General features: G+C 47.5%; 1 protein-coding gene. It reads right to left on the reverse strand.

Translation table 11 applies throughout. The annotated features are described in order from the left end of the window. Window positions 1-558 (reverse strand): 3-hydroxyacyl-CoA dehydrogenase family protein (locus ACWHAR_RS30625; protein ID WP_452088876.1); only part of this gene is annotated, 558 nt, incomplete at both ends.

Consider the following 558-nt stretch of genomic DNA (forward strand, 5'->3'; position numbering starts at 1 on the left):
TTGGTTATAGACATTTTTGGCAACGTGTGAAAATGTATCAAGGCCGACGACATCGAGCGTTCTGAAGGTCGCGCTTTTCGGGCGTCCGATCAGCGGACCTGTAATCGAATCGACTTCGCCTATCGTGTAGCCGCCTTTCAGCATTTCCTGAACCGTCACAAGCAAGCCGTAGGTTCCGATGCGGTTGGCGATAAAGTTTGGCGTGTCTTTCGCTTCAACAACCCCTTTGCCAAGAACGTCTTCGCCGAATTTCTTCATAAAGGACAGCACTTCGGGCTCCGTTTCGTCAATCGGAATCACCTCAAGGAGCTTTAAATAGCGGGCCGGATTGAAGAAGTGCGTTCCTAAAAAGTGCTTTTTAAAATCAGCGGACCTTCCCTCAGCCATCTGCCTGACGGAGATGCCTGATGTGTTGCTGCTGACGATGCTTCCTTGTTTTCTGTATTGATCGACCTTTGAAAACACTTGCTTTTTGATCTCCAGGTTTTCGACAACAACTTCAATAATCCAGTCGGCATCTTTAATCTTTTCAAAATCGTCTTCCATGTTCCCTGTGCT

It is taken from the genome of Bacillus sp. LR--39 (assembly GCF_053613335.1).